Annotated in this window: 21 protein-coding genes; 6 read left to right on the forward strand and 15 right to left on the reverse strand. The window is 57.1% G+C overall.

Annotated features, from left to right (window positions below; translation table 11 throughout):
* Window positions 1–6 precede the first annotated feature (6 nt).
* From ACR0BF_RS12315 to yajC, 4 genes are read right to left on the reverse strand one after another with little or no spacing between them, the layout of a single operon-like run.
* Window positions 7–771: a sulfite exporter TauE/SafE family protein gene (locus ACR0BF_RS12315; RefSeq protein ID WP_480517515.1), complete on the reverse strand. Its 765-nt coding sequence runs from the start codon at window positions 769–771 to the stop codon at window positions 7–9.
* Complete coding sequence (gene secF, locus ACR0BF_RS12320) at window positions 752–1,726, reverse strand: protein translocase subunit SecF (RefSeq protein ID WP_480473417.1); 975 nt, start codon at window positions 1,724–1,726, stop codon at window positions 752–754. The genes ACR0BF_RS12315 and secF overlap by 20 nt, the downstream gene beginning before the upstream one ends.
* A 1-nt stretch (window position 1,727) precedes the next feature.
* The gene (secD, locus tag ACR0BF_RS12325; RefSeq protein ID WP_480517517.1) at window positions 1,728–3,389 is read right to left on the reverse strand and encodes a protein translocase subunit SecD; all 1,662 of its coding nucleotides are present in this window, start codon (window positions 3,387–3,389) and stop codon (window positions 1,728–1,730) included.
* A 33-nt stretch (window positions 3,390–3,422) separates the two neighbouring features.
* Window positions 3,423–3,710, reverse strand: coding sequence for a preprotein translocase subunit YajC (gene yajC / locus ACR0BF_RS12330; protein WP_209503494.1), 288 nt, complete (start codon window positions 3,708–3,710; stop codon window positions 3,423–3,425).
* Window positions 3,711–3,911: 201 nt separating this feature from the next.
* Here yajC and ACR0BF_RS12335 point away from each other — a divergent pair, with 201 nt between their 5' ends.
* Both ACR0BF_RS12335 and serS read left to right on the forward strand, forming a co-directional pair.
* Window positions 3,912–5,576: a mechanosensitive ion channel family protein gene (locus ACR0BF_RS12335; RefSeq protein WP_480492946.1), complete on the forward strand. Its 1,665-nt coding sequence runs from the start codon at window positions 3,912–3,914 to the stop codon at window positions 5,574–5,576.
* A 72-nt stretch (window positions 5,577–5,648) separates the two neighbouring features.
* Window positions 5,649–6,941 (forward strand): serine--tRNA ligase, encoded by a 1,293-nt coding sequence (gene serS, locus ACR0BF_RS12340; protein ID WP_480517521.1) that lies wholly within the window; start codon window positions 5,649–5,651, stop codon window positions 6,939–6,941.
* Between the two features lie 57 nt (window positions 6,942–6,998).
* On the opposite strand, the gene ACR0BF_RS12345 is transcribed toward serS, so the two are convergent.
* The 5 genes from ACR0BF_RS12345 to ACR0BF_RS12365 form a co-directional block, all read right to left on the reverse strand.
* Window positions 6,999–7,565: a helix-hairpin-helix domain-containing protein gene (locus ACR0BF_RS12345; protein WP_480625003.1), complete on the reverse strand. Its 567-nt coding sequence runs from the start codon at window positions 7,563–7,565 to the stop codon at window positions 6,999–7,001.
* Window positions 7,566–7,657: 92 nt separating this feature from the next.
* Window positions 7,658–8,641 carry a fatty acid desaturase gene (locus tag ACR0BF_RS12350; RefSeq protein WP_480492943.1) on the reverse strand — a complete coding sequence of 328 codons (984 nt, stop codon included), beginning with the start codon at window positions 8,639–8,641 and terminating at the stop codon, window positions 7,658–7,660.
* Between the two features lie 165 nt (window positions 8,642–8,806).
* A complete protein-coding gene (gene der / locus ACR0BF_RS12355; RefSeq protein WP_480625004.1) occupies window positions 8,807–10,270 on the reverse strand; it encodes a ribosome biogenesis GTPase Der in 1,464 nt (487 codons plus the stop codon).
* A gap of 49 nt (window positions 10,271–10,319) precedes the next feature.
* Window positions 10,320–11,642: a PQQ-like beta-propeller repeat protein gene (locus ACR0BF_RS12360; RefSeq protein ID WP_480473424.1), complete on the reverse strand. Its 1,323-nt coding sequence runs from the start codon at window positions 11,640–11,642 to the stop codon at window positions 10,320–10,322.
* A gap of 44 nt (window positions 11,643–11,686) precedes the next feature.
* Window positions 11,687–12,358: a hypothetical protein gene (locus ACR0BF_RS12365; RefSeq protein WP_480603193.1), complete on the reverse strand. Its 672-nt coding sequence runs from the start codon at window positions 12,356–12,358 to the stop codon at window positions 11,687–11,689.
* 225 nt (window positions 12,359–12,583) lie between these two features.
* Here ACR0BF_RS12365 and ACR0BF_RS12370 point away from each other — a divergent pair, with 225 nt between their 5' ends.
* Both ACR0BF_RS12370 and ACR0BF_RS12375 read left to right on the forward strand, forming a co-directional pair.
* The gene (locus ACR0BF_RS12370; protein WP_480553804.1) at window positions 12,584–13,810 is read left to right on the forward strand and encodes an efflux RND transporter periplasmic adaptor subunit; all 1,227 of its coding nucleotides are present in this window, start codon (window positions 12,584–12,586) and stop codon (window positions 13,808–13,810) included.
* Complete coding sequence (locus tag ACR0BF_RS12375) at window positions 13,807–17,586, forward strand: efflux RND transporter permease subunit (RefSeq protein WP_480625005.1); 3,780 nt, start codon at window positions 13,807–13,809, stop codon at window positions 17,584–17,586. Before ACR0BF_RS12370 ends, ACR0BF_RS12375 begins: the two co-directional genes overlap by 4 nt.
* A gap of 43 nt (window positions 17,587–17,629) precedes the next feature.
* Here ACR0BF_RS12375 and ACR0BF_RS12380 read toward each other — a convergent pair whose 3' ends face one another.
* Genes ACR0BF_RS12380 through ACR0BF_RS12390 form a run of 3 tightly spaced genes read right to left on the reverse strand, consistent with a single transcriptional unit; the run spans window position 17,630 to window position 21,348 of the window.
* Window positions 17,630–18,028, reverse strand: a complete 399-nt coding sequence (locus ACR0BF_RS12380; protein ID WP_480473428.1) for a DUF2147 domain-containing protein — start codon at window positions 18,026–18,028, stop codon at window positions 17,630–17,632.
* Between the two features lie 58 nt (window positions 18,029–18,086).
* Window positions 18,087–19,910 carry an ABCB family ABC transporter ATP-binding protein/permease gene (locus ACR0BF_RS12385; protein WP_480625006.1) on the reverse strand — a complete coding sequence of 608 codons (1,824 nt, stop codon included), beginning with the start codon at window positions 19,908–19,910 and terminating at the stop codon, window positions 18,087–18,089.
* 58 nt (window positions 19,911–19,968) lie between these two features.
* Window positions 19,969–21,348, reverse strand: a complete 1,380-nt coding sequence (locus ACR0BF_RS12390; RefSeq protein ID WP_480625007.1) for a LysM peptidoglycan-binding domain-containing protein — start codon at window positions 21,346–21,348, stop codon at window positions 19,969–19,971.
* A 127-nt stretch (window positions 21,349–21,475) separates the two neighbouring features.
* On the opposite strand from ACR0BF_RS12390, the gene ACR0BF_RS12395 reads away from it, so the two are divergent.
* A complete protein-coding gene (locus tag ACR0BF_RS12395) occupies window positions 21,476–22,027 on the forward strand; it encodes an LOG family protein (protein ID WP_480625008.1) in 552 nt (183 codons plus the stop codon).
* Between the two features lie 104 nt (window positions 22,028–22,131).
* Here ACR0BF_RS12395 and ACR0BF_RS12400 read toward each other — a convergent pair whose 3' ends face one another.
* Window positions 22,132–23,010, reverse strand: coding sequence for a metallophosphoesterase (locus ACR0BF_RS12400; RefSeq protein WP_480625009.1), 879 nt, complete (start codon window positions 23,008–23,010; stop codon window positions 22,132–22,134).
* 4 nt (window positions 23,011–23,014) lie between these two features.
* The gene (locus tag ACR0BF_RS12405; RefSeq protein ID WP_480473433.1) at window positions 23,015–23,614 is read right to left on the reverse strand and encodes a superoxide dismutase; all 600 of its coding nucleotides are present in this window, start codon (window positions 23,612–23,614) and stop codon (window positions 23,015–23,017) included.
* 100 nt (window positions 23,615–23,714) lie between these two features.
* Here ACR0BF_RS12405 and ACR0BF_RS12410 point away from each other — a divergent pair, with 100 nt between their 5' ends.
* The gene (locus ACR0BF_RS12410; RefSeq protein WP_480625010.1) at window positions 23,715–24,476 is read left to right on the forward strand and encodes an FkbM family methyltransferase; all 762 of its coding nucleotides are present in this window, start codon (window positions 23,715–23,717) and stop codon (window positions 24,474–24,476) included.
* Window positions 24,477–24,509: 33 nt separating this feature from the next.
* On the opposite strand, the gene ACR0BF_RS12415 is transcribed toward ACR0BF_RS12410, so the two are convergent.
* Window positions 24,510–24,956 (reverse strand): hypothetical protein, encoded by a 447-nt coding sequence (locus tag ACR0BF_RS12415; RefSeq protein ID WP_480625011.1) that lies wholly within the window; start codon window positions 24,954–24,956, stop codon window positions 24,510–24,512.
* Window positions 24,957–25,486: the final 530 nt, after the last annotated feature.

Raw genomic sequence — 25,486 nt, forward strand, 5'->3', positions numbered from 1 at the left:
CCTTCTTCAATCCAGAAGCGGCAGCCCGGAAATGACGGCGATCAGGATGACCGAATAGGCCGCAAGGCGGTAGATCCGTTCGAGTCTCGGGTCGAACAGTGCTTTGCCGATAAGCGTAGTGATCAGATAAGGCACGCACAGCAGCAGGACAATCCACAGGATCGACAAATCTGCGGCACCGCTGATGAGGATGTTGAAAACGATGACAACGTCCAGCAATGCCAGAAATATGATGGTGTTGGCGCGAATCTTGCGCACGTCGGTGGAACTGGCCAGATAGAACACGATGACAACCGGACCGGTCAGCCCGGTCATGCCGCCGATAATGCCTGCGCTGCCGCCGATGGCGAGACGTCCGGGTAGTCCCAGTTTCCCCTCCCATCGCCAGCCGGTAACCACGGCCAGCAGGGTCAGACCGGTGATGCCACAGACAACCCAGCGCAACGCAACCGAGTCCACCTGCACCATGATCCACAGCCCCAGCGGCACGGTTACGGTTGCAGCAAAGCCCAGAGTGCTGATTTCGACCTTGTCGCAATCCCGCCACGCCTGAGGCGCCAAGGCAAATGTTGATGCGATTCCGGTGGCGGCCATCAGAAAGACCACATCTGCAATAGGCAGGAACTGGGTCGCCACCGGCACAAAGATCATCGCGGTGCCAAAACCTGTGAAGCCGCGGACAAGTCCCGCGGCTCCGATAGTCAGGATCAGCCAAGTGAGGCCCGGCAGGGCCAGGGCCTGTTGCAGGGCCTCAGGCATCAATATTGGCAAACTGGTTGCCCGCCGTGTTCGACGGTTTGGACCAGTCGCGCTTGACCCCCAGCCAAAGCAGGATGGTCGAAGCCACGAAGACCGACGAATAGGTCCCGACGACGACACCCCAGATCATCGCGAAGACGAATCCGCGGATGACGTCCCCGCCCAGCAGATAAAGCGAGATCAGCGCCAGCAAAGTTGTGACCGAGGTCATCACCGTCCGGCTCAGGGTTTCGTTGATCGATAAGTTCAGAACCTCTTTCAGATCTTTCTGTTTATATTTCCGCAGGTTCTCGCGCACCCGGTCGAAGACGACCACGGTGTCGTTCAGCGAATAGCCGACGATGGTCAACAACGCCGCGATGATCGCCAGATCAAAGCGGATTTGCAGTTCCGAGAAGATGCCAATGGTCAGGATCACGTCGTGCACCAATGCGGCAACCGCCCCAAGTGCAAACTGCCATTCAAAACGCAGCCAGATGTAGACAAGAACGGCACCGATGGCCAAGACAACCGCGATAACGGCCGTCTGAATCAGCTCACCCGACACTTTTGGACCAACGGATTCGACACTTTCAAACGGCAGTTTGAGTCCGGGGTCTGCGGCAGCCAGCGCTTCGCCGACCTGGGTGATCACGTCTGCTGTGACCGCTTCGGCGTCTTCCTGAGCCTGAATACGGATCATTGCGACATTTTCATCGGGACCGAAGCTTGGATCAAAAATCTCGGTGATCGTGACGTCACCCAGTTGCAGCGGAGACAAAGCATCGCGGTAAACACCCACGTCGATTTCTTGTGCGCTTTGGGTCCGAATCGTGGTTCCACCGCGGAAATCGATGCCGAAGTTCAGCCCCTGCAGCAGAAATGAGGAGAACGCAATCACCATCATCAGGCCGGAGATTCCAAGCCAGATTTTCCAGCGATTGAAAAAGTCGAACGAGGTGCTTTGGGGTACGAGTTTCAGTCTCATGTCAAACCTCGATCGTTTTTGGTCGGCGGCGTTCGAACCACATGACAACCATCAGGCGCGTCACGAAGATCGCGGTGAAGACCGATGTCAGGATACCCAGGCCCAGAGTGATCGCGAACCCACGCACAGGGCCGCTGCCCATGGCAAACAGGATAACGGCGGTAATGAAGGTGGTTATGTTGGCATCCAGAATAGCCGACAACGCCTTTTCATAGCCCAGATCGATGGCGCGGGCTGGACCTCTGGCGGATTTCAGTTCTTCGCGGATGCGTTCAAAGATCAGTACGTTGGCATCCACCGCCATACCGACCGTCAGAACGATCCCTGCAATCCCCGGCAGAGTCAGGGTTGCGCCGATCAGGGACAGCAAACCGAACAACAGGCCCACGTTTATGATCAGCGCGATGTTGGCGAAGACACCGAACAGGCCATAGCTGAGCGCCATGAATACCAGCACGGCGACAAAGGCCACGATTGTGGCAACTTTGCCTGCGTCGATACTATCTTGCCCCAGTTCGGGCCCGATGGTGCGTTCTTCCAGGAATTCCAGCCCTGCAGGCAAAGCACCTGCACGCAACAGGACGGCCAGATTGGTGCTTTCCTCAACGGTGAAATTACCGGTGATGATACCCGATCCGCCTGGGATATGGCTTTGGATCACGGGGGCCGAGATCACTTCGTCATCCAGAACGATTGCAAAGGGTGCGCCGATATTGTCACGGGTATAATCCCCGAACTTGCGTGCCCCGGATGTGTTGAATCGGAAGCTGACCGCAGGGCGGCCGTTCTGATCGAAGGATGGCTGCGCGTCGACCAGTTCCTCTCCTGTCACGACCGGAGCGGATTCGATGGTGTAATAAACGCCGTTTTCGTCAATCGACGGCACGATTTTTTCGCCGACGCCTGCAACGGCATCCGGATCGGTTCCGCGCCCGACAACCGGGTTGAAGGTCAACTGTGCTGTTGTTCCGATAATTTCCTTCAGTTCACCCGCACTGCCGATACCCGGCACCTGAATTAAGATACGATCCGTCCCCTGACGCTGAATTGTGGGCTCACGTGTACCGACTTCGTCGATCCGGCGGCGGATGATTTCCAACGCCTGACGCACCGTGCGGTCATCCGAGGCCAGTTTTTCTGCTTCGGACAGTTGAACAACAATTGTGTCACCATCCGCGCGGGCTTCGATATCTGTGGCTCCTACACCTGTCAGGGTCTGCACTTGCCGGGCCAAACCGCGGACAACCTCCAATGCCTGTGGCATTCCTTCGGGCTGGCTAATGCGCACGCGAATCTCATCCGCAGCCGAGTCCTGACGGCGGATGGTTCCCACCGTGGCACGTTCATCGCGCAGGGCGTCGCGGATTTCCGGCCACATCGCCTCCATCCGGGAGCCGTAGACGTCTTGTACTTGTACTTCGGCCAGCAAATGCGCGCCGCCGCGCAGGTCGAGGCCAAGATTGACCAGGGATGACGGCAACCAACTCGGCCATTGCGCGGCTTCAGCCTGCATCTGGGGTGTGTCGTTGCCCAACTCGATCGCGGCCTTGGCGTCGTTGGATTGTTCGACCCGCGTGTAAAATGCGTTTGGCAGGGCCATGAGCAGGCCGGTCACGCAGACCAGCCAGATCAGAACCCGCTTCCAGGTATCAAATTGCAGCATTACCCTGCCTTTTCAAGGAATTGTCGCGCGAAGTTACTTCGCCGGCTCAGTCTTGTTCAGAACCTGAGCGATGGTCGATTTGACCACGCGAATCTTGACGCCCTCGGCGATTTCGACCTCGATCTCGTTATCGCCTTCCTTGACCTTCGATACCTTGCCGATCACGCCCCCCTGAGTGATCACCTGATCACCGCGACGCACGGCATCAACCATGGCCTGATGTTCCTTCATCTTCTTTTGCTGCGGACGGATCAGCAGGAAATACATGATCGCAAAGATTAGGATCAGCGGGAGAAACTGGGCGATTGCGCCACCATCCATGGGACATTCCTTTGTTCTAGTCTTGCGGCACAGTTCCGCAAATTTGGGCGGAACCTATGCTTTGAAATGTCGGTTTGCAAGCAAAGGCGGTCATGTAACTCACCTGAAAACGGGCATGTCCCGGCAACGACGGGCAAAACGTTGCAGATATGCCCTAGGAACATAACCAATACCGGGTATAGTTTATCCGAAGGGGGACACATGACGCGGCCACTCAAACCTTTCCTTTCGTTGCTTTATTTACTGACTGCCCTGTCGGTGAGCGTGTGGCTGTCCAGTGCGGCCTTGTCGCAGGAAGCACCCGCGGAATCCCCCCTGTCCGAGACTGCGGGATCGGACACGTTCATGGCCCCGGTCATAGTAGACGGGGACATTCTGTTTCAGGTGCGCGGATCAAGCGCCCTGCCTGCTCCGGAGCGCGCCGAGGGCGTACAGGACAAGATCATTGTGGTTGCGGAAGCGTCGGAAGCACCTTTGGTCGAGATCACATATGAAGAGACCGAGTTTGGCATCTGGATTCTGGCCGATGGCCAAAAAATCTCGATCGTTACTAAAGCTGACGCTGAACTGGATCAGATGGAACTAAGTGTTCTGAGCGTTTTGCATGGCAATGCGATCAAACAATCCATTGAGGCGTATCGAGCCAACCGAACCGATCAGGCGCGCGTTTCCGGTGCTATTGAAGCGGCTGCCTGGACGTTGGGATTTGCCCTGTTTGTTGTCACTATCCTGTGGCTGCACCGTCGGATCAGGCGTCGCACATTGAAGCTGGTAAAACGCTACTTAAAGGATGTCGAAACGGCGACAGCCAAAAGCGTTCAGGCCGAAGCAATCGCGGCCCTTATCCGCTATGGTCTGAACTTCGTGCTGCTGATCATCTTCTTTCTCGGTTTCTACTATTACCTGTCCTTTGTTCTTTTGGCTTTTGCGGAAACCAGATATTTCGCACAGCTTCTGCTGACCTATCTGACAGAGCCCGTGCTGCTTATCTTCCGGGGCATCCTCAGCTATATCCCCAATCTGATCATGCTGGGCCTGATCACATGGGTGACGTTGTACATCATCAAAGGGCTGCGCGTGTTCTTTGATGCGGTCGAAGCAGGTTCGTTCGAAATGGGTGATTTCGAGAAACACTGGGTCAACCCGACGTTCAACATTGCCCGTGTCGTCGTTATTCTGATCGCGTTGGTGTTTGCGGTTCCCTATATTCCGGGCTCAGATTCTGCTGCGTTCCAGGGGTTGACCATTCTGGTTGGCGCCATGCTGTCTTTGGGCGCAAACTCAGTCGTGTCCAACATGCTGGCCGGGCTGTTTGTGATTTACCGCAGGTCTACCTCAATCGGCGACCGTATCCAGATCGGGGACCACATCGGCGATGTGGTTCAGATAAAACTGATGGAGACCCACCTGAAGTCGATCAAGAACGAGCTGATCTCGATCCCCAATGCACAATTGATGAACTCAGATGTCGTTAACTTTTCAAAGAAAACCAATGGTGACGGACTATTACTGCACACGACAGTCGGCATCGGCTACGAAGAACCCCCTGAGAAGGTAGAGGCGATGCTGATCGAGGCCGCAAACCGCACCAAAGGTATCAAGGTCAATCCCGAACCTTTTGTGTTGTGGACCGCGTTGGCCGATTACGCGATCAATTATCAGATCAACGGCTACACCACCCGTGGCAGCATCATCCCCAAAATCCGCTCGGACCTGCATCGAAACATTGTCGCTGTATTTAACGAGAACAATGTGCAGATCATGACGCCTTCTTATGTGGCTGACCCGCCCGAGCCAAAAATACCGGCCGGGGCATGGGATGGCCACCTGACGCATGAAACCCACGAAGACGCTGATAAGTCGTAACCGGTGCTACACCCTGCCCCACAGATGGTGCATAAGCGGGTTCAGTGATTCACGCATTCAAGGATCTGAGACATGCACGACATCCGCGCCATTCGCGAAAACCCTGCCGCCTTTGACGCCGCCCTAGCGCGCCGTGGGGACGCGCCGGTGTCGTCAGATCTGCTGAGGCTGGACGAAAGCCGGCGTGCCAAGATTCTGGCCGCCGAAACCGCGCAGGCCGAACAAAACAAGGCCAGCAAGGAAGTCGGCGCTGCTAAGGGACGCGGCGACGAGGCTGAATTCGAACGCCTGCGCGCGCTTGTCGCCGAGAAAAAGGCCGAAGTCGCCCGGATGCAGACCGAGGCCAAGGATCTGGATGCCTTGCTGACCGATCAACTGGCCCGCATCGCCAACCTGCCCGCCGATGACGTGCCGCAAGGCGCGGACGAAAACGACAATGTCGAAGTCAACCGCTGGGGCACCCCGCGCGATTTCAGCTATGCACCGAAAGAGCATTACGACATTCCCGCCGTCGCAGCCGCAATGGATTTCGAAACCGCCGCCAAAACCAGCGGCAGCCGATTTGTGAACCTGTCCAAGGGGGTTGCCCGCATCCACCGCGCGCTGGCCCAGTTCATGTTGGACACACATATCGACAAGAACGGTCTGACAGAAATGCAGACACCGGTTCTGGTCCGGGATGAGGCGATGTATGGCACTGATAAATTGCCTAAATTCGGCGACGACAGTTATCAGACGACCAATGGCTGGTGGCTGATCCCGACCTCCGAGGTTACGCTGACCTATTCAGTGGCTGGTGACATTCTTGAAGAGGCTGCCCTGCCCATCCGTATGACCGCCCATACCGTCTGTTTCAGGTCCGAGGCCGGAAGTGCGGGCAAGGACACCGCGGGGATGCTGCGCCAGCACCAGTTCGAAAAGGTCGAGATGGTCTCGATCACCCATCCCGACGCGTCAGATGACGAGCAAAAGCGCATGTTGCGTTGCGCCGAGGATTTGCTGGAACAGTTGGGTATTCCCTATCGAACCGTAGTTCTGTGCACCGGTGATATGGGCTTCGGCGCGCGCCGCACCTATGACATCGAAGCGTGGCTGCCCGGACAGGACACCTATCGCGAGATCAGCTCGGTCTCGACCACAGGCGCGTTTCAGGCACGCCGGATGAACGCCCGTTTTCGTCCTGAAAGTGGTGGCAAACCTGAATTTGTTCATACTCTGAACGGTTCCGGTCTGGCTGTCGGACGTTGCCTGATCGCTGTTCTGGAGAATGGGCAGAATGAAGACGGAACTGTTTCGCTGCCCGAGGTACTTGGCCCCTATCTGGGCGGCAAGTTGACCCTGCAATCGGACGGTTCTTTGGCCTGACAAACAAAACCAGTGCCGTCGGGCACCGGTAAGGACATCAGCAGAAGGCGAAGAAGTTTACTTCTTCGCGTTTTTCTTCTCCTTCTTCTTTCCGCCTTTCTTGCCGTCCTTCTTTTTCCCGTCCTTCTTGGACTTTTTGTCCTTGCTGGATTTGGCTTTCACTTTGTCCTTCGCCTTTGAAAAGGCGGCTTCCATCTCTTTACGCTTCTTCGCGGCTTTTTCAGCCTTGGCCTTGGCTTTGGCCTTTTTCTTTTCCGCAGCTTCGGCTTTTTCGGCCGCTGCTTTTTCTTCTGCCGCCTTGCGTGCGGCTTCCTCGACCCGTTTCTCGGCTGCGGCTGCGGCGATTGTTTTGCGGGACGCGGCTTTGCGTGCGGAAGGTCTGCGCACCGCCGGAGTCCGGGCCGCAGTTCGGCGTGTTGCCGGTTTCGCAGCAACCGGATTTGCGGCAACGGCTTCTTTGGCAGATGCAATCAAAACCAACGCGCGCGCCTCACCGATCCGAGGGACCTTGACCAAATCAGCAGGAGCGGCCTTGGCTATCATCTCGGCGGTCTTGAAGCCATTGGCAACAAGGGCCTGGCCAAGCGCGTCCCCTACACCTTTTATGTCGGTCACTGCGGTCATTATGGGTCCTTTCTGTGTCGTTCTATAACTTCGTATATACACCGGATATACGAAGCAGCAAGCAGCGTAGTGATAACCCCTGTTCTGCCAGCTTAGTTATGGGCAAGACTAGCGGCTCGGTTGTCTCTCGGAAAGGGTACAAGGCGCTTGGCATCTTCGTCCCATAGCTTCAGGTTCAATGCGGCCACGGCCTCGGGAAACTTAATCCGGCGGGGGGTGTATTCCGGCGGCAGGTTATAATGGCAGGCACGCAGGCGATATGATGGGATACGCGCGTTGAAATGGTGGATGTCGTGCAACGTGATGCAGGCCACAGCCATATCGAACCACCATCCGAAATCCAGTGCGGATGATCCCTCAAGCGCTGCTGTCTGAGGGTTCAGATCGGGGCGGCGATCCCAATAGGTATCTTCGAAGTTGTGCTGAAGATAAACAAGGAAGACGCCCAGCATTCCACCCAAAAAGGAAAACACCAACCAGACCCAAATGCCGGTCATACCCGCAATCAGATACAACAATCCTAGAAACACGATGATTGACAGGTTGTGCAACACCACACCTTTAGCGCCAAAACGCGCCGTATTCTTGGGCCAGCGGTATCGGATGAAGTAGGTGAACAACGCGCCGACCGGAACCAGGATGAACGGGTTGCGATACAGCCTGTAAAAAAAACGCGTTTTCCAATCAGCCGCATTCCACTCTCGCAGAGTCATCGTATGAATTTCACCTGTCTCGCGATGTTCAAGATTTCCGATGCCCGCATGGTGCAGATTGTGGTTCTGCTTCATCACCTCAAACGGGGCGAAAGTGAAAGGTGACAGACCATGCCCTGCCCATTCGTTTTGAATCCGTGTTTCAAACAGAGAGTGATGCCCACAATCATGTTGCAGCACATAAAGCCGTACTGCGGCAAAGGCGAACACGATCCCGGCGGGTATCATGATGTACCAGCGATCAACGAAGGTGATCGCAAGGGTCAGCGACGCAAAATACACCGCAAATGTGCCAAAATAACTTGCCGCGGCCAATCTGTTGTCCTGCACCGCGTAATGTCTTGTATATTCCCTCAAATCCATCCAGCCGTCTCCTTACGATGGCCGTTCAGTTTTCTGTTCAAATCTAGGTGCGGCTAGTCCGCATGCAAGCAGTGCGTGCCCAAACAAATGCACACGCATGAATGCTAGCGCGGAGAACAGAAACTGTCACGCCCCCGTGAGGTAAGATGCTGAAAATTGGCGCAGTTACGCGCGACCCTTGAGATGCTTGGCCAGCGCGCCCGCATTTTTCTTGCGCCGACCCTTATATGGGTTCTTGTCGCCCTGCCCGCGCAGCGTCAGGCGGATTGGGGTGCCAGGCATGTCAAAGTCCTGACGCAACCCGTTGACCAGATAGCGGGTATAGCTTTCGGGCATCTTATCGGGATGAGAACACATCACAACAAAACCCGGCGGCCGCGTTTTCGCCTGGGTCATATAGCGCAGCTTGATGCGGCGGCCCTGTGGGGCTGGCGGCGGGTGTTGTTCCAGCATGGCAGTCAGCCACCGATTCAACGCCGCAGTTTGCACACGGCGGTTCCAGACGTCATGGGCGCGCAGGATGGCGGCGCGCAATCTCTCAAGCCCGCGACCCGTTTTCGCCGAGACGGTAACCAGAGGGGCCCCGCGCAGCTGCGGCAGCAAGCGATCAAAGGCATCTTTCAGTTCCCGCAGCTTTTCCTGCTTGTTTTCCTCGACGTCCCACTTGTTTACGGCAACAACAACAGCCCGGCCTTCGCGTTCGGCCAAATCGGCAATTCTCAGGTCCTGTTGTTCAAATGGAATGGCCGCGTCCAGAAGTACGACGACAACCTCGGCAAACTTCACCGCGCGCAAGCCGTCTGACACCGAAAGCTTTTCCAGCTTTTCCTGTACCTTTGCTTTCTTGCGCATTCCTGCTGTGTCAAAGATCCGCATCGGAGTGCTTTCTCCGTCCGGGTCGGCCCAATCGATCCGCAGGCTGATAGCGTCACGGGTGATCCCGGCCTCGGGCCCCGTCAACAGGCGGTCTTCGCCGATGATCTTGTTGATCAGCGTGGATTTGCCCGCATTCGGACGGCCAACCACGGCCACCTGCAACGGCTTGGCAGACGTGATCAGGGGCATTTCGCCCTCACCGTCTTCATCCAGCTCAATATCAGTTTTTGGGGCTTCTTCGACCTGCTTTTCCTCGGCTGCATCGGCCAAAGGCATAAGCCGAGCATAAAGATCTGTCATCCCTTCGCCATGTTCACCAGAAAGACGCACAGGTTCACCCAGACCCAGGTTATATGCCTCGAGCACCCCGGCATCCGCTGCGCTGCCTTCGGCCTTGTTGGCCGCAAGGATTACATGCTTGGACCGTTTGCGCAGGATTTCTGCAAACATCTCGTCCGTGGGCGTCAGCCCGACCCGCGCATCGATCATGAACAGGCAGACATCGGCCATGTCTACCGCGCGTTCGGTCAGACGGCGCATCCGGCCCTGCAAACTGTCATCTGTCGCGTCTTCAAGTCCGGCCGTATCGATCACAGTAAAGCGCAGATCGCCCAGACGCCCTTCGCCCTCGCGCAAGTCACGCGTCACACCAGGCTGGTCGTCGACCAGCGCCAGACGTTTGCCTACGAGGCGGTTGAACAATGTGGATTTGCCCACGTTCGGGCGCCCCACGATGGCGAGGGTCAGCGACATGATACTCTACTTTCAAGACTCAAGTTGCGCCCTTTAACGCATCTTGCCGTCAACGGAAAGCGTGTAGATCACCTTTGGTCGAAACAACATACAGCGTCTGCCCGGCCACAACAGGGGATGCTGTCGCGCCTCCGGGAACCTCAGCCTGATGAACCAGTGTTCCGTCAACTGGATTGAAGAACCGCAGAAACCCGTCGTTGGACGCAACCACAATACGACCCCCGGCCAGAATTGGGCCGTAATGCGCAAAGATCGGTCCCCGGCGGCCACGCTTGTCCTTGACGAAGCCCGGCAGATCCTGCGCCCAGATGACAGACCCGTCCGCCGCGTTCAGACGCACCAGCTGGCTGCGATCACTGATCAGGAAGATGCTGTTGCCCGCAGGCCAGACCGTATCGACCGCACCTTCGTCTGCTGTCCACCGGCGCTCACCGGAAGCGGCATCAAATGCGACGGTCCGGCCCGAGTGATTGCCGATGTAGATACTGTTGCCGACAACCATCGGACCGCCAGTCACATCGACGATTTGCGCCGCGGCGCGCCCGCGACGCCCCCCTGCAACAGACGCGTTCCAGCGGCGGATACCACCGCGGCGGAAAGTGGCCGCCACGTCACCCGAGCCAAAGGCAAATACCGCCAGATCAGATGCGATTGCAGGCGCAGGCGCACCCAGAACGTTCCCGACGCTGGGTGTGCCTTCGAATTGCCAGGCTATGCGTCCGTCCTTGGTGTTTACAGCCCAGCCGGTTTCGTCTCCGGCCACCACGTATAACAGGCCATCATTCACCAGCGGGGCGCCGCTGCCGGTCGCTTCCAGGCGTTTTTGCCAGCGCACGGCACCCGATTTGGCGTCCAGCGCGGTCAGCCGACCGAACCCTGACGACACATAAAGGACGCCGTCGGCATAAGCCAAACCACCCCCTGTTGCATCCGAGTCGCCATCACTTGGCGGGATCAGATCGGTTTCCCATGCCAACTGCCCCTGCTGGGTGACCGCTGAAACGGTCGCCCCTGAATCCAGTGTAAAGATCAATCCGCCCGCAACCACCGGCTCGGCAGTTATGCGTTGCTTGCGCGAGTCGCCCTGCCCGATCGAAACAGACCAGATCCGCTGTGGTGTTGCGCGCAAAGCAGCATGCGTGGTTCGGTATGCGGACGTTCCCGGACTTTGTGACCAGTTGGCGTTGACCTGTTGCGCCGGCAGGCTGATCGGTTGCGAGCCGCGCTTTTCGACCGTTTCCAGATCTGAAACAGGGCGAATATCCTCGCGTTCACCGGGCAGAATGGCTTCGGGCGGCTCACAGGCCGCCAGTGCTGTCAAGGCCAGAGCCGCAAAAGGCAATCCCGTACGGGAAAAAAATCTTGTTACCATGATATTCCGAACTCGCCTGTCGTTAAGTCTTTTGTCCCGCCTGGTCAGCCTTGCTGCGCCACCAATGGTTCAGGTTCCCCACCCAAAGCAATGATCATTTGCGCCGCGCGCTGTTGCAGATCGATCCCAACCTCTGCATCCTGCCGCAGCGCCTGCAATCGATCCAGCGCAGCATCGACATTCCCCTCGGCCACGTCAATCAGGGCCAACTGCTCTTCCGCCAGCAGCCGCAGCGGCGCTCCGGGGGCCGCCAACGCCTCGAACTGTTGCCGCCGGTCGGCGGCAGGCAAGGTATCGCCTTGCAACAGCAGCGACTTGAAGCTTGCAATCGCGCGGTAAATCTCGGGCAGGTCGCCCTGAACGGCAACCGCGTTCAGGCTGGTGACCGCGTCTTCTCGGGATCCGGATTCGACCTGTGACGCAGACAACAACATGTCCAGCACGGCTTTCCCGCCCGGTGACATCGCCTCTGCCTGTGCAAGACCAGCAGCCCTTGCCGCCGGGTCATTTTCGGACAATGCAGCAAGAATCGTGTCACCCAATAGCTGAGCTTGCGCCGTGCCCCGCGCCTTGCGGTATTCATTGAAAGCGGCACCGCCGACGATCAACACGACGGCGACGACACCCACCCAGCCCCAGCGACGCAGCAACAGATAGATCCGGTCACGGCGCACCTCTTCGGTGACCTCATCAATGAAACTGTCTATATCGCTCATCCAAGCCCCCGGGCTGTCTATCTTGTATTAGTGCGCCATGTCATACCCCGGCACCAACGCCAAGCCAAGGGTCCGAATATGCGCATTTTCACCGCTTTGCTTCCCTCTTGCGAAAAAATGCAAACCGAACTATTCAGTTCAGTATGGAAAAGATGCCGAACAGACCCCATTTCATGGCGTGACAGCCCAAGTATTAATGGCGCAGATTCTTAGGAGAAACACTTTATGCGTTTGATTTCATTCATCAACGCCCTTCTCGTGATTGTTGCACTGTATTTTCTGGTATTTGAACGTGACACCTTGTTCGCCTTTGCCGGACGCGGTGATGCCGTGGAAGCAACACAAGTCGAAGCCACGGAAACCGAAAACTCCGATATCTCTGCCGTGGGCGTTGTCGCCGTGCGCTCGCAAGCGCGCGAAATTGACAGCGCCGTGCTGCTGCGCGGGCAGACGAAGGCGAACCGGCAGGTCGAAGTGCTTGCGGAAACCACGTCCACCGTTGTCTCTGAGCCCAAACGCAAAGGTGCGTTTGTTGAGGCGGGCGATATATTATGCGAACTTGACCCCGGCACGCGCCCGGCACAACTGGCCGAGGCCATGGCGGGCAAGCTGGAAGCCCAAAGCCGCATTCCCGAAGCCGAAGCACGCCTGATAGAGGCACATGCGCTTGTGGCCGAGGCCGAGATCAATCTGACAGCCTCACGCAAGCTGGCTGAAACCGGATATGCGTCGGAAACCCGCCGGATTTCCAGCGAAGCTGTGATGAGCTCTGCAAAAGCCGGTGTGAAATCCGCCGAAGCCGGGCTGGAGGCCACGCGCGCGGGCATCGAAGCCGCCGCAGCAGCAGTCGAGGCCGCACAGCGAGAGATTGGCCGCCTGACCATCAAAGCCCCCTTCAAAGGTTTGCTGGAAAGCGACACCGCGGAACTGGGCAGCCTAATGCAACCCGGATCGCTTTGCGCGACTGTCATTCAACTGGACCCGATCAAGCTGGTCGGCTTCGTTCCCGAGACCGAGGTCAACCGGGTGCTTGTCGGGTCCGAGGCTTCGGCAACGCTTGTGACCGGTCGGCAATTGGGCGGTCGGGTCACGTTCCTCAGCCGGTCAGCGGACGAGACAACACGTACATTCGAGGTGGAAATCACCGTTCCGAACCCCGACTTGACCATTCGCGACGGTCAGACAGCCACCATCCTCATCGCGGCTGAAGGTACGAAAGCCCACCTGCTGCCGCAATCGGCGCTGACACTCAGCAACGAAGGTCAATTGGGTGTGCGCACAGTTGGCGCAGGCAATGTGGTTGATTTCATGCCGGTCCGCATTTTGCGCGACACAGCCGAAGGTGTCTGGATCGATGGCTTGCCGGAAACGGTTGATATCATTGTGGTCGGGCAGGAATTCGTGATCCGCGGTGTTACCGTTGCACCAACTTATCGGGAAGCCTCGCAATGACGGGTATCGTCGCATGGGCCGCAGGCAGGGCCCGAATGGTAATGGCGTTCATCGCCATTTCGCTGGTCGTAGGCGGCTTTGCATATGTCTCGCTTCCGAAAGAGGGTGAGCCGGATATCGAAATCCCTGCCCTTTTCGTTTCGGTGCAGTTTCCCGGGATTTCAGCGGAAGACTCAGAAAACCTTTTGGTCAAGCCGATGGAGACCGAACTGGCGGATCTCGACGGGCTCAAGGAAATGACGTCGACTGCGGCCGAAGGTTATGCCGGGGTCGCGCTGGAGTTTGAATTTGGCTGGGACAAGACCTCGATCATGGCGGACGTGCGCGATGCCATGAACACGGCCCAGGCTGATTTTCCCGAAGGTGCGGAACAATACTCGCTGACGGAAATCAACTTTTCCGAGTTCCCGATCGTCATCGTCAATCTGACCGGTGCCGTTCCGGAACGCACAATGGCCCGTGTCGCCAAGGATTTGCAGGACGAGCTTGAGGCGCTGGATTCCGTTCTCGAAGCGGGTATCGCGGGCAATCGTGACGAGTTGCTTGAGGTCGTTATCGACCCATTGCGGCTTGAAGCATACAACGTGACCGCAGACGAGCTGATCAATGTCGTGCGAAACAACAACCAGCTGATCGCGGCAGGCGAGGTCGAAACTGCGCAGGGTACATTCTCAGTCAAGATTCCATCGTCGTTCAAAACGGCGCAGGATGTTTATGGCTTGCCAATCAAGGTCAATGGCGACCGGGTTGTAACGCTGGGTGAGCTTGCGCAGATCAACTACACATTTGAAGATCGCGAAGGTACCGCCCGCTTCAACGGCGAGGCGACCGTCGCGCTGCAAGTTGTCAAACGCAAGGGCTATAACCTGATCGACACCGTTACGCAGGTGAAAGAAACCATAGCTCAGGCCAAGACCAAATGGCCGCCCGAGCTTCAGGCCGCGGTCGAGCTTGGAACGTCGAACGACCAGAGCCGCATTGTCGGTTCGATGGTCAGCCAGCTTGAAGGCTCGGTTCTGACCGCAATCGCTCTGGTGATGATCGTGGTTCTGGCCTCTTTGGGTACGCGGGCCGCGCTTTTGGTGGGCTTTGCAATTCCGACCTCATTCCTGCTGTGTTTCGCATTTCTGGCGGTCATGGGCATCAGTATCTCGAACATTGTGATGTTCGGCCTCATTCTGGCCGTAGGGATGTTGGTCGACGGTGCCATCGTGGTCGTGGAATATGCTGACAAGAGAATAAAGGAAGGCGTCGGCCCGATGCATGCCTATGTTGAGGCGGCCCAACGCATGTTCTGGCCCATCGTATCCTCGACCGCGACGACGCTATGTGCCTTCCTGCCCATGCTCTTCTGGCCCGGTGTTCCGGGCGAATTCATGGGGATGTTGCCCGTCACGCTGATCTTTGTTCTGTCGGCGTCGCTGATTGTGGCGCTGATCTACCTGCCGGTCATGGGCGGTGTTTCGGGGCGTCTGAGCCGCGTTTTCGACCGGTCTTCGAACTGGCTCCGTGCGCGTACCCGGTGGTGGGTTCGGGCAGTGATGGTGCCCCCGTCGCTTTATATGGTCTTCTTGGGTGCGATGCAGGTTCTGAACCCTGACTATCTACTGCCCGGAGGAGTGGTCGCTGGTGCCCTGCTGTTCCTGTTCGGGGCCTTTGCCGGGTCTGTAACACTGAGCGCGGCCAAGTTCGAACGGGCGGAAGAAAACCACGTCCACACCGCTGACGAACACACACCTTTCGGGCATGTGATCCGGTTCCTTGTCGGCAACCCGATCATGCCGATCGTGTCGCTGGCGGCAGTTTTCTCTGCCGTGTATTTTGTGACCTTCGTCTGGTTCCCACAGGAATCAAGAGGTGTCGAATTTTTCGTTGAAAGCGAACCGGAACAGGCAACAGCTTACGTCCGTGCCCGTGGCAACCTGTCACTGGCTGAAAAAGACAAGATGGTCCTGCAGGCCGAACAGATCATTGGATCTCATCCGGCGGTAATCAACGTCTTTTCCTTTGCCGGCGAAGGCGGTCTTGACCAGAATACCGGCGGCGCGCAGGCACCGGCGGACACGGTGGGGCGGGTCCAGTTTGAAATTATCCCATGGGAAGATCGTCCGAACGTTTCGGAATCCGCTTTGTGGGGATTGTTTGAGCGCCACTTTGTGGCACCCGAATATGATGGCGATTATGTAATCGGCGATCTTAACGCCAAACTGGCGACAATACCCGGTATCGTTGTTGAAATCCTGGCATTGGAACAGGGCCCGGCCTCGGCCAAACCGGTTCACCTGCGTATCAAGGGGGACGGTTGGGACGAATTGAGATCGGCCACCGTCGCCGCGCGCCAGGTCTTTGACGAAACGCCGGGGCTGATCAAAACCGAAGATACCCTGCCCCTGCCTGGTATCGATTGGCAGATCGATGTCGACGTGGCCAAAGCTGGTCGGTTCGGCGCTGATGTAGCCACTGTTGGTGCCATGGTGCAGCTTGTGACACGCGGCATCCTGTTGGGTGAGATGCGCCCAGACAATACGGATGAAGAGATCGAGATCCGTGTCCGATTGCCGGAAGAGGATCGCGTGCTGTCGACTTTGGATACGCTCAAGGTCCGCACTCCGGACGGGTTGGTTCCGCTGTCGAACTTCGTGACCCGGGAACCCGTGGCCAAACTGGCCCAGATCAACCGTGTCGACCAGCAACGTTACTATGACGTCAAAGCGGATGTTGAACCGGGGCTGAGCAAGGTTGTGACCAAAGGGCCGGACGGGAAAGAAGAACGTCTGGCTATAATGCGCGAAGTGACCGACGGCTACACTCCAACCGGCACCGTGTTGGACGGCGACGTAGGAAAGTCCTACGAGCTGGTTCAACTGACCGGTGCAGAGAATATAGACCAGCTACGTAGCGTGATTGACGCGGGAGACGCGCAGTTCGCCCTGATCAACCCGAATGAGCGGATCGCAGTACTGACCGAATGGCTGGAAACCAGCCCCTTCGCCAACTCGATCAGTTGGCAATGGACCGGTGATCAGGAAGAGCAGGAAGAATCCGGCGCATTTCTGGTGAATGCCTTCATGGGTGCTTTGGGGCTGATGTTCGTGATCCTGCTCGCCCAGTTCAACTCGTTCTACAATTCGGTGTTGGTGCTGTTGGCGGTTGTTCTTTCGACCACCGGGGTTCTGATCGGCATGATCGTGATGGAGCAACCCTTCTCGATCATCATGACCGGCACCGGCATCGTTGCTCTGGCAGGAATTGTGGTGAACAACAACATTGTTCTGATCGATACCTATCAGGAATACAGCGCCTATATGCCAAGGATCGAGGCAATCGTCCGCACCGCGGAATCGCGTATCCGCCCGGTTCTGCTGACTACGTTGACCACGATGGCAGGTCTGACCCCAATGATGTTTGGGCTTTCGCTGGACTTTATCAATGGCGGCTATTCCATCGACAGTCCCACCGCTCTGTGGTGGAAACAGCTGGCCACAGCGGTTGTCTTTGGTCTTGGCATCGCCACTGTTCTCACCCTGATCGTGACGCCGTCGCTTCTGGCGCTGCGTGTCTGGGTGACGACTTACGCTGTCTGGCTCAGCCGCGGGCTTGCCCGTATGACCGCGGGGCGGTCCAGTAAGATCGCGCAGGACATGGCTATTGGTCGCTCGGCCCGCAAACTACAGGCGACCGAGATTGTGTGGGATGAGCCGCACCAATCCGAGACCGGTTTGCAAGACGAGCCCACGGATCAAATTCCTGGATCGCCGCTAAAAGCCGCAGAATAAGAATGAAAGGACCGGGATTTCCGGTCCTTTTCGTTTTCTGTCGTCACAGTCGGGACCAGGTCTGGTGCGCGCAAATCGAATGTTCACAGCCTTTGACCATGAGCTTGTCACCCTGCAACGTCATCTGCGGAACAGCATCAACGTCGATCAGGGGAACCCAGAACTCACCCCCACCATATTTTCCGCCGCCTTCGCTCGACACGTCCCAGAACAGCTTTTTCCCGATATTCGGCGTTTGAACTTCTTTGCCGGAAGAATCAAAAGCCGAAAGTATCGTGCCGCAGAACTTGTCCGCGCAGGCGGATATCTGGATATGCGAGATCAGGTTCTTTCGATCAGGTTCGGTCTTCCACACGCCCTCAATCGGGTCAGCTGCGACCATAGCCGGGAGAAGAACCACAACGGCTACAGATACTAATCGTCTTGCTAATCCATTGATCATGGCATCCACCCTCATGCATGGCGCATCCTAGCACATTCCGCAGGGCAAGATGAGCCCCTCACGCGGCCTCACTGTCGGATTGCTGGCGGTTCCACAGTTGAGCATATCGCCCGGACCGCGCCAACAGCTCGTCATGGGTGCCCTGTTCGATGATCTCACCAGCTTCCAGAACCACGATCCGATCAGCCTCGGCAATGGTGCTGAGGCGATGGGCAATCGTGATCACGGTCCGCCCTTCCCCAGCGCGCGCCAGCGCATCCTTGATATCCTGTTCCGTGTCGGTATCCAGGGCCGAGGTCGCCTCGTCCAGCAACAGGATCGGGGGGTTCTTCAGCAATGTCCGCGCGATGCCAACCCGTTGCTTTTCGCCGCCGGACAGTTTCAAGCCGCGCTCACCCACCATGGTGTCGTATCCGTCAGGCAGCGAAGTGATGAAGTCATGAATCTGGGCGGCACGGGCTGCGGCCTCGACATCCTCCGGGGTGGCATCGTCGCGCCCATACGCAATGTTGTAGCGAATGGTGTCGTTAAACAGCACCGTATCCTGTGGCACAACGCCGATCGCGGCATGCAGGCTGGTTTGGGTCACATCCCGAACATCCTGCCCGTCGATCTTCAGCGCGCCTCTGGTCACGTCATAAAACCGGAACAACAGCCGCCCGATGGTCGATTTTCCAGACCCCGTCGCCCCTACGATCGCGACCGTCTGTCCGGCCGGAACCGTCAAGGAAACACCCTTGAGGATTTCCCTTTCAGGGTCATAACCAAAATGCACATCTTCAAGTGTTACCTCGCCACCATTGACCGCAAGGTCGGGTGCATCGGGGTGATCGATGACTTCGGCGGGTTGTTCGAGCAGATCAAACATCTGCCCCATATCTACCAGCGATTGCCTGATCTCGCGATAGACCGTCCCCAGGAAGTTCAATGGAACGGTAATCTGGATCATATACGCGTTGACCATGACAAAATCGCCCACGGTCAGGTTTCCATTCTGAACGCCAATTGCGGCCAGAACCATGACTCCGATCAGGCCGCAGGTGATCAGGAAGGATTGGCCAAAATTCAAGAACGCCAGCGAATAGGCGGTTTTCAGCGCCGCCCCGGCATAGGCTTTCATCGACACGTCGTAACGTGCAGTTTCGCGGGATTCCGCGTTGAAATACTTGACGGTTTCGAAGTTCAGCAAACTGTCAATGGCGCGCTGATTGGCTTCGGTGTCCTGATCGTTCATCTCACGCCGCAGCTTTACCCGCCATTCGGTCACGGCAAAAGTGAACCAGATATATAGGCCTATGGTGACAGCGACGACCACCAGATACCAGACGTCGAACAACCACATCAGTATGATCGCAACCAGCAACAGCTCAAGGATCAGCGGCCCGATTGAGAACAGCAGAAAGCGCAGCAGGAATTCCACGCCTTTGACGCCCCTCTCGATGATACGGCTCAGCCCGCCGGTGCGGCGCGAGACGTGATAGCGCATGGACAGGTTATGGATATGTCGGAACGTCTCCAGCGCCAGCGCCCGCAAGGCCCGCTGTCCAACAGGGGCAAAGGCGGCGTCCCGCAATTGCTGGAACCCAACCGTCATCATGCGCGCCACGCCGTAGGCAACCGTCACACCCACTGCGCCCAGCGCTAGCGGCGGCACGCCTTCACCTGCCAATGAGTCAACGGCGCCTTTGTAAAGGATCGGTGTATAAACCGCGATCAGTTTGGCCAGAACCAGCATCGCCATGGCAATAACCACGCGGCGCTTTACCCAAACCTCGTCCTGCGGCCAGAGGTAGGGCGCAACCTTGCGGATTGTGCGCCAGCCTGAACTGCGCCCGCCGCTCTGCACCCCGTCATTCGAGGCCATCGGAGATGTTCGTCTCATCACGTACCTTGTCTGCGGTCAGAGAAAGGCTCTGGCCCGCGACGGGCCAGCGCGTTGATTATTCCGGTATCGTAAAGATTTGCCCCGGATAGATCAGATCCGGGTCACGGATCAAGTCGCGGTTGGCTTCGAACAGGCGCACATACAGGATGCCATCACCAAAGCGGTCACGCGAGATCGCCCACAGCGTGTCTCCCCGCTGCACAGTGACCGACCGGATTGCCGGGGTGTCCTGCGCCGCCGTTCCGTCACCGCCACCTGATGCTGCTTCCAAAACTTCAACAGGCTCGCGCTTGAAGGGGGTTTCGACCCGGCTGAGGACCTTCCCGTCCGTGTTCACCGCGTCAACACGCAACGTGTAAACACCGGGGTCGATGCCGTCCAGATCACTCCGCCAGGATCCATCCTGTTCCGGAGCGAGGTCGGCAACAAGACGATTGTCCAGATACACCCTGATGGCCGCGCCGTCCTGTACTCGCCCGGTCAACTGGACATCACCGGTTTCAGAATACCCGATGGTATCCAGCGCGACCTGTTCCGGCGGGGTATCCCGAACCACGGGCGGCTGCACGAGCTCAACGCCTTCTTCGCCCGACCGCAGTACCGCGATCTGCTGACCAGTTTCAGTTGTCTCTACTGCTTCGTCGGCAACCTGCGTTTCGCCGGTATCCGGCGCGGTCGCTACAGGGTCTGATGTTTCGGTCTCAGCAGGAGTTTCGGTCTCTGGGTCGACCACTGCAGCGGCTATTTGTTCATCACTCTCGGCTGTTTCGCCCTGATCGGCAGCATCAGTTTGCTGCGCAACCGGCTCTTCCTCGACCGGCTTGGGCAGGGCGGCGATCAGATAGTCATCAGACCGGGTTGTTTGCCCGCTGCTTTTGCTGTGCAGGACTAGCCCCCGCGCGGCATCGCTGAAGGGGATCGAGACAAACTCGGCGAATTGCCCGCTGCTGTCCACCGTGAATGTGTGCACGGTTTCACCGTTCAGCAGAACCTCAATCTGGCTGCCCGGCTCGGCGTCACCTGACAAAAGCGCCGTTCCGTCTGCTTCAACAAAAATCTGATCCAAAACCGGGGGGGCCACGGGTGCCGTTGCATTCTCTTCCGTCGGGGCCGCTGCAGGTTCTGTGTCTGGAACCACATCTGTTGCCGCAGCCGTATCTTCAGCGGGTTCAACGGTTGGTGCCGCATCCGGTGTTACGGCGGCCTGCTCAGCTGGTTCTGTTGTGGTGGTTTCCGCGGGCGCTTCGGCCGCTTGTTCCTGCGGCTGTGTGGCCGCAACAGATGCGGGTTCCTGCGGTGCGCCCGCCTCAGGCTCTGGCGCTTTGGTGAAAGCGCCGGACAGATACACACCCCCAACGCCCAGCACGGCAACCAGGCCCGCAATCACACCCCAGACAAAATTGCCCGAGCTTCCGTTTCCCGATTTGGCGTCCATTGTTTTCCTTTCACCCCACCGTACAAAAGCTTTGTCTTCAAAAGCCTTCCAGCGGACAGTTGAGCCAATCTATCAATCCCGCTATCACGGGTCAAAACCTCTGACACAACCCCGGAGCCTCTCTTTCATGTCTCAGAAATCCGTCTGTGTGTATTGCGGGTCACGCAATGGGGCCGAGAAGGCTTATTCTGAAACCGCACGACAGTTTGGAAACCTGCTTGCACAGGAAGGCTGGCGACTTGTTTATGGCGCTGGGGATGTCGGGCTGATGGGTGAAGTTGCTCGTGCCGCGCAACAGGCCGGTGGCGAGACCTTTGGCGTCATTCCGGTACACCTGGTCAAACGAGAGGTCGGCAAGACCGACCTGACCCATTTCGTGATCACCGAAACAATGCACGAGCGGAAAAAGGTCATGATCATGAATTCTGACGCCGTTGTTGTCCTGCCCGGTGGGCCAGGATCACTGGACGAGCTGTTTGAAGCGCTGACCTGGCGGCAGCTGGGCTTGCACGACAAACCCATCGTGATCGTCAATGTGAACGGCTATTGGGACGCGTTGAAAACCCTGTTGCACCAGGTGATCGGCCAAGGATTTGCAGATCGGTCACTGGGCGACTTTGTTAGCTGGGCTGAGGATGCGGAGACAGCGATGACAGCCCTGCGCGACAAGCTGAGGTAAACCCGGCAGGTCGCGTAGGTGTTTGACCGAACGCTGCGGTGCATCGTTGCCGCACATATGCGGGTAAGAAATGGGGCTGGTCGATTTGGCGAAGCCTCAAGCCTTTAGGCAGACAATTCGATGACCGTGATCTCGGGGGTCACACCAAAGCGAACCGGAAGGATGGAACATCCGATACCGCCGGAAACAACCAGGTCCCGCCCACCTTCGCGCACATGCCCATAGGTATATCTGTTGCCGTATTTAGAGGGCACGATCGGCGACCAGCTAAACAGGCGGATCTGACCGCCATGCGTATGACCGGACAGCGTCAAGGCCACCCTGTCGGGCACTTGAGGGAAGATGTCGGGTTCATGCGCCATCATCACAACCGGGGCGTCGTCGGTGATTTGCGCCAGTGTCCCCGACAGATCATCCAGCCCCTCCGGTTTACCGTTACGCCAGATCGCAAGCTGATCTTCAAGACCCGCCAACCAGATACCAAAAGCTTCTAGCTTGATGGCGGCATTCGACAAAACCGTAATTCCGCTCTGTTCCAGCGCATCGACATATCGGTTGGGGCCAGCACCACGGCGCTGCGCCTGCCGGTCATCCCACCAGTCGTGATTGCCAAGTACCGCAAAGACACCGTTCTTGGCCTCAAGCTTAGCAAGAACCGGTGCCAGATCGTTCATTTCGACAGGACGTAAAACGCCTTTGTGGCTTGCGAAGAAATCACCCAGAAGCAGGATCATATCCGGCGCAAGCGCATTCGTGCGCCGTACCACCTGTTTTATTCGGTCCAGCCCGACCAAAGGCTCGCCCAGATGCAAATCGGCCAGCACGGCAATCCTGAGCGGTGGCGCTGTCCAATCCTCTCGGCGGACGCGCCATTTTCGCACGCGCAGCCGTAGGGCGGGTTCGATGAAAAACCCGTAGACTGATGTGATTAGGCCTGCCAGCGTCACCGCCAGCAGGCCCTTGATAAACCAGCGTCGGTTCAATGGTTTACATCCGCGACGCGACGTTTTCCCAGTTCACCAGATTGTCGAGGAAGTTCGACAGGTAAGCCGGACGCTTGTTGCGGAAGTCGATGTAGTATGAGTGTTCCCAAACGTCACAACCCAGCAGAGTGGTTTGGCCAAAGCACAGTGGATTCACACCATTCTCGGTCTTGGTCACAGCCAACGAGCCGTCGGCGTTCTTGACCAGCCACGCCCAGCCCGAGCCGAACTGACCGGCACCTGCCGCACTGAACTGCGATTTGAATTCGTCAACCGAACCAAAGCTTTCGGTCAGAGCTTTCTCAAGCTCACCGGGCATGGCGTTGTCGCCGGGGCCCATCATTTCCCAGAATTGGTTGTGGTTCCACAGCTGGCTGATGTTGTTAAAGATACCGTTCTGCGCGACGGCATTTGCGTCGTAGGTGCCAACGATGATCTCTTCCAGCGACTTGCCGTCCCATTCGGTGCCAGCGATCAGCTTGTTGCCATTGTCGACATAGGCTTTGTGGTGCAGATCGTGGTGATATTCCAGTGTTTCCGCGGACATACCCTTGGCTGCCAGCGCGTCATGTGCATAAGGAAGATCAGGAAGTTCAAAAGCCATGTCGGCCCCCTGTTTAAATTTGAGTTGCGGTTCCCAAGGTTAAATGCTTTGGCAGCCGCCGCAGGTCAAGGGCCGAGACAAGAAAACCCGGAGGCAGGCGATGCTGACACAGGCGCGCAAGATGTTCTACCGCGCCCGCGGTTACTATGCGGGCAACCTGAACGGCGAGCCGTTTCGTCTGGACCCTTATCATTCAAAGTTCTGGCGTAAAGCCTCCACTGGCCAGTGGGAGCCTGAAACCTTTGCCGTGATGGACCAGTATCTCTCGCCTGAAAACGATTACTTGGATATCGGCGCATGGATCGGGCCCACAGTTCTTTATGGTGCGCGTAAGGCACGCCATGTCTGGTGCTTTGAGCCCGACCCCACAGCGTTCCGCTACCTGGCTTGGAACCTCGACCTGAATGACATTCATAACGTTTCCGCTTTGGGTGTCGCACTGTCGGATAAGTTCGGTGTCGCCCGCATGGCCTCGGTTCGTGGAGAGCCCGGAGATTCTACCAGCTCCCTTCTGCACGACGGCGCGCACGGAACCGATACCCTGACGATTGCCTGGGATCAGTTCGCCGCAGTGAACGATCTGTCCGCCGTGTCTTTGGTGAAGATGGATATCGAAGGCGCCGAATTTTCCGTGCTGCCGACGCTGGTGCCATGGCTGAAGGAACAGCGCCCAGCCCTTTATCTTTCAACACATGCGGGACTGTTGGATTCGAAGACGCGGTTGGATCGTATGGAGGAATTGGCAGAGCTTCTTACATTTTACCCAACCTGCCGAACCAGTGAAGCGACCGGAACCGGATCACAGTGCTTTACCGACGCCTCCGCACTCTCCGGGTTCAAAACTTTTTTGCTAACCGGTTGAAACCCTCGAACAGAGATTCAACCGATCTGCCTCTCAGTACAAACTCGGCGACGAGACGGGCTTACACGCCCCGCTGCCGCTTGGTCGGTTTGACGCGTTCGCTTGCGGGAAACTGGCGCGGAGCTTTAAGTTGCTGGTATTGGGATCGAATGTTGCCGTGTAAGCAACCCTGTAGCTACCCGACGATTTAGCCTGTAGGGTCAAGTGCCAAGATAAACGATATTCACCATTTCGCGTTACTTTGAATTTCGTGTTAGCCGGGGTTTCTGGGGAAATGCCTGCTAGTTCATTCGAAGCGCGTATTGCACCATCGAAAGCTCGGGCGCGTTTGTTTTCGCTATCCACACTCAGATAAACCTTGGGAGGAATCCATCCCCTTCCTTCAATGCTATGGAGATCACATGCGTAGTTCTTGACATCAGCCTGCGCAGTCGCCGCAAACATCCCGGCGATCAGAACAAAAACAGAAAGCTTCATCATACCAATCCCACGTTTCAAGAGGCCGGTACCACGATTACTTTGCATTTGCCTTTCGCAAAGCCGTCACGTGGCAGGTAGCTGGAAGTGGAGGTAGACTTAACAATGGCTTTCATTGTGTTCCGATTCAGATTCAGCGTAAATGTTAAATTTAGCAGGTCAATCGCATCGTATCGCGATTCATTCGTCGCGTATGTTCGCCCACTGGCTGTATAAACATAATTCTGTGCGCCCCATCCAATCAAAAGCACTTTTGGGGAGTCGCGTTTCACTTCACCAGTGCTGAACTTGGTGTCAATCTTGGGGATGTCTACTTCCTGCAACAACGCTGAACGGCCAAGCCTATCTATTGAGAAGACCACGCGCTCAGGGGTCGGGCGATTAGCAATACCTTTGCCAAAATTTCATTCAAAGCTTTCTTTGTACTTTTCGGAAATAGCAACTGCGGGGAATGCAATAACGATCGAGGCGCAAAATGCGACTGCCTTGATAAAATTCATTAAACGTCAAATTCCTGTATACTTTTTTGATTA

It is taken from the genome of Ruegeria sp. AG7, from assembly GCF_056541545.1.

Excerpts from the sequence above, each read along its gene's own strand:
- secF (WP_480473417.1), bottom strand. The coding sequence starts at position 1,726 with ATGAGACTGAAACTCGTACCCCAAAGCACCTCGTTCGACTTTTTCAAT.
- secD (WP_480517517.1), bottom strand. The coding sequence starts at position 3,389 with ATGCTGCAATTTGATACCTGGAAGCGGGTTCTGATCTGGCTGGTCTGC.
- yajC (WP_209503494.1), bottom strand. The coding sequence starts at position 3,710 with ATGGATGGTGGCGCAATCGCCCAGTTTCTCCCGCTGATCCTAATCTTT.
- ACR0BF_RS12335 (WP_480492946.1), top strand. The coding sequence starts at position 3,912 with ATGACGCGGCCACTCAAACCTTTCCTTTCGTTGCTTTATTTACTGACT.
- serS (WP_480517521.1), top strand. The coding sequence starts at position 5,649 with ATGCACGACATCCGCGCCATTCGCGAAAACCCTGCCGCCTTTGACGCC.
- ACR0BF_RS12345 (WP_480625003.1), bottom strand. The coding sequence starts at position 7,565 with ATGACCGCAGTGACCGACATAAAAGGTGTAGGGGACGCGCTTGGCCAG.
- ACR0BF_RS12350 (WP_480492943.1), bottom strand. The coding sequence starts at position 8,641 with ATGGATTTGAGGGAATATACAAGACATTACGCGGTGCAGGACAACAGA.
- der (WP_480625004.1), bottom strand. The coding sequence starts at position 10,270 with ATGTCGCTGACCCTCGCCATCGTGGGGCGCCCGAACGTGGGCAAATCC.
- ACR0BF_RS12360 (WP_480473424.1), bottom strand. The coding sequence starts at position 11,642 with ATGGTAACAAGATTTTTTTCCCGTACGGGATTGCCTTTTGCGGCTCTG.
- ACR0BF_RS12365 (WP_480603193.1), bottom strand. The coding sequence starts at position 12,358 with ATGAGCGATATAGACAGTTTCATTGATGAGGTCACCGAAGAGGTGCGC.
- ACR0BF_RS12370 (WP_480553804.1), top strand. The coding sequence starts at position 12,584 with ATGCGTTTGATTTCATTCATCAACGCCCTTCTCGTGATTGTTGCACTG.
- ACR0BF_RS12375 (WP_480625005.1), top strand. The coding sequence starts at position 13,807 with ATGACGGGTATCGTCGCATGGGCCGCAGGCAGGGCCCGAATGGTAATG.
- ACR0BF_RS12380 (WP_480473428.1), bottom strand. The coding sequence starts at position 18,028 with ATGATCAATGGATTAGCAAGACGATTAGTATCTGTAGCCGTTGTGGTT.
- ACR0BF_RS12385 (WP_480625006.1), bottom strand. The coding sequence starts at position 19,910 with ATGAGACGAACATCTCCGATGGCCTCGAATGACGGGGTGCAGAGCGGC.
- ACR0BF_RS12390 (WP_480625007.1), bottom strand. The coding sequence starts at position 21,348 with ATGGACGCCAAATCGGGAAACGGAAGCTCGGGCAATTTTGTCTGGGGT.
- ACR0BF_RS12395 (WP_480625008.1), top strand. The coding sequence starts at position 21,476 with ATGTCTCAGAAATCCGTCTGTGTGTATTGCGGGTCACGCAATGGGGCC.
- ACR0BF_RS12405 (WP_480473433.1), bottom strand. The coding sequence starts at position 23,614 with ATGGCTTTTGAACTTCCTGATCTTCCTTATGCACATGACGCGCTGGCA.
- ACR0BF_RS12410 (WP_480625010.1), top strand. The coding sequence starts at position 23,715 with ATGCTGACACAGGCGCGCAAGATGTTCTACCGCGCCCGCGGTTACTAT.
- ACR0BF_RS12415 (WP_480625011.1), bottom strand. The coding sequence starts at position 24,956 with ATGATGAAGCTTTCTGTTTTTGTTCTGATCGCCGGGATGTTTGCGGCG.